General features: G+C 63.3%; 3 protein-coding genes and 1 tRNA gene. 3 read left to right on the top strand and 1 reads right to left on the bottom strand.

All coding sequences use genetic code 11. From position 1 onward, the window contains the following. Together ACREC7_RS16260 and ACREC7_RS16255 are read left to right on the top strand one after the other, a co-directional pair. On the top strand, nt 1–420 hold a 420-nt coding region (locus ACREC7_RS16260; RefSeq protein ID WP_431556731.1), incomplete at its 5' end, for an NrsF family protein. 393 nt (nt 421–813) lie between these two features. Next, nucleotides 814–1,998: an IS481 family transposase gene (locus ACREC7_RS16255; protein WP_431556730.1), complete on the top strand. Its 1,185-nt coding sequence runs from the start codon at nt 814–816 to the stop codon at nt 1,996–1,998. Between the two features lie 43 nt (nt 1,999–2,041). Here the strand turns inward: ACREC7_RS16255 and ACREC7_RS16250 are convergent. Continuing rightward, nucleotides 2,042–2,116: transfer RNA gene (locus tag ACREC7_RS16250), tRNA-Gly, on the bottom strand. A gap of 178 nt (nt 2,117–2,294) precedes the next feature. On the opposite strand from ACREC7_RS16250, the gene ACREC7_RS16245 reads away from it, so the two are divergent. Continuing rightward, nucleotides 2,295–2,737, top strand: a 443-nt coding sequence (locus ACREC7_RS16245) for a prolyl-tRNA synthetase associated domain-containing protein (protein WP_431556729.1), incomplete at its 3' end; no start/stop codon positions are given.

The raw sequence follows: 2,737 nt of genomic DNA, 5'->3' as shown, positions 1-2,737 counted from the left end.
TGGCGGGCATGCCTTGAATTGACCCGCCCAGAGGTACGCCTAATGGACGTCGTGGGATGGATTGCCGTCGTCCCGATGCTCCTTGCCGTTGCGGTGTTGTACGAACTCGCGGTCATACCGCCGGCGCATTGGTACGAGCGGGCAGCAGGACTTTACGCGAGCACGTGTTTGAGGGCGATTCCACTGCTTTCGATCGTGCCGCTCGTGGCCCTGCTGATCGCGCTGCGGGCGGGTGCCCCGCGGTCCCCCGCGGCGGCGGGCGCTGTCGCCGGGTTGCTGGCCGGCGGCCTGTCGGCTGCGCTTTACGCGACCCATTGCCCGGACGATTCACCTCTATTCGTGGCCATATGGTACACGCTGGCCGTGAGCCTGGTGACGTTGACCGGTGCCCTTGCGGGACATCGCGTGCTGCGCTGGTAGGTGGCCACAGACGCATGGCGAGCGCTTCCGAAACTCATCGGCATTGCGCTGTTTAGTTTGGTGTTCAAATACAAAGTCTGAATGGCTGTCGTCCCTCTCACCAGCAGGATCGCCCCGCTTGGCGTGGGCGATGATGGCCAAGGGTGAGTGCTAGAGGGTACCTGCCGCGGGCGGCTTAGGGAGATCGCGTCGGTCCGCCGCTGATTGCAGGTCGTTCCGGCACATAAGTCACGTCTGCTCCTGGCACGAACCCACCGTCCAAGGTGGCCGGCAGCTACGTCAGAGAAGAGGGATCGGGTCTAACTCTTTGTGAGCGGCCCGAGACATAGGTGACACTTCGTACCGGACACATGGGTAACACTTTTCGCTTGCGGCAGCAGGCGGGAGGTGGGGATGCCCTGGAAGGAGTGTTCGGCCGTGGAAGAGCGCCTGCGCTTCGTCGCCCGCCTGCTGGAGGGCGAGACCATGACCGATCTCGCCCGCGAGTTCGGCATCTCGCGCAAGACCGGATACAAGATCTTCGATCGCTACAAGGAGCACGGCCTGGAGGCTCTAACCGACCGCTCGCGCCGGCCCGTGCGCTATGCCAACCAGCTCCCGGCCCAGGTCGAGAGCCTGATCGTCAACCTCAAGCGCTCCAAGCCGCATTGGGGCGCCCGCAAGATCAGGGAACTCCTCGTCCGCCGTCTCGACGGCCACGTGCGCCTGCCCGCCAAAAGCACCATCCATGCCGTCCTCGACCGCCACGGCCTCGTCAAACGCACAGGACGCAAACGCAACCGCGCCACAGGAACACCCCTCTCGGCCGGGGTAGCCCCAAACGACCTGTGGTGCGCCGACTTCAAGGGGGAGTTCAAGCTCGGCAACGGTCGCTACTGCTATCCCCTTACCGTCACCGATCAGGCTTCCCGCTTCCTCCTCATGTGCGAGGCCCTCGAATCTACCAGGGAAGACCTCGCATTCACCGCCTTCGCACGCCTCTTCGCCGACCGCGGCCTGCCGCACGCCATCCGATCCGACAACGGCGTCCCCTTCGCCAGCCCCAACGCCCTCTTCAATCTCTCCAAGCTCGCCGTCTGGTGGCTCAGGCTCGGCATCTCAATCGAGCGCATCAAGCCAGGCCATCCCCAGCAGAACGGACGCCACGAGCGCATGCACCTCACCCTCAAGAAGGAAGCCACCCGCCCGCCAGGCATGAACAGCCTGCAGCAGCAGGCCCGCTTCGATGACTTCGTCCACGAGTTCAACACCGAGCGGCCCCACGAGGCCATCGCCATGCAGTGCCCCGCCGAGGTCTATACGCCCTCACCACGGCTCTACGTCGACCTGCCCGACATCGCCTACCCCTTCCACGACCGCGACGTCCTCGTCACAGCCTGCGGACGCATCTGCATGCACAGAAAGAAGATCAACATCTCAGGCGTGTTCGCCGGACAAAGGCTCGGAATCAAGGAGGTCGACGACGGCATTTGGCTCGTCACCTTCATCGACTATGATCTGGGATACATCGATCTGGAGCAGAGAAGCCTGCAGCCCATTGACAACCCCTTCGGTCCGAGGTTGTCACCTATGTCTTAGGTACGTTCCGTTACCCATGTCTCCGGGCCGGACAAGGCTAAGTTGGAGCGGGCGAAGGGATTTGAACCCTCGACCCTCACGTTGGCAACGTGATGCTCTACCCCTGAGCTACACCCGCGTCCATGGTGGTAAGGGCGGTCTTATGCAGCAAAGGCGCAGGGTTGGCAAGTGCGGGCGCCGCGGTGCGCAGATACGAACAAACCTGCCGCGGCGCCAATGGTTTGGGTGCCTCCGGCAGGAACGAGCCCGGGAGGTTGCGCGCGCGAAGCCGGGTCGGCTAAGACGGCGTAGCCCCCATGTCCGAGAGTTCCAGCCGCGTGCCTGTTTCCCGACACGATCTGTTCGCCCGCCTCGCCGAACTCGGTATCGACACCGAGACGGTCGAGCACCCCGCCGTCTTCACGGTGGCGGAAAGCTCCAAGCTGGAGCGCGAACTCCCCGGCGGGCACACCAAGAACCTGTTTCTCAAGGACAAGAAAGGCCGTCTGTTCCTTGTCGTCGCGCTCGGCCGTGCACATATCGACCTCACGAGTTTGCACAAGACGCTTGCCTGCGACCGCCTCAGCTTTGGCAAGCCCGATCTGCTGATGGAGGTCTTGGGCGTGCCGGCCGGCTCGGTGACACCATTCGCCCTTATCAATGACGAGGCTCGTCGGGTGACGGTTATTCTCGATGCCGGTATGATGCGGCATGAACGGCTCAACTATCACCCGCTACAGAACACGGCGACGACCAACAT

Origin of the sequence: Methyloceanibacter sp. (assembly GCF_050728395.1) — a bacterium.
In the GTDB taxonomy this organism is placed as follows: domain Bacteria; phylum Pseudomonadota; class Alphaproteobacteria; order Rhizobiales; family Methyloligellaceae; genus Methyloceanibacter.
Note: the sequence above shows the minus strand (reverse complement) of the source record. Positions and strands in the feature narration are given on the sequence as shown.

Excerpts from the sequence above, each read along its gene's own strand:
- ACREC7_RS16255 (WP_431556730.1), top strand. The coding sequence starts at position 814 with ATGCCCTGGAAGGAGTGTTCGGCCGTGGAAGAGCGCCTGCGCTTCGTC.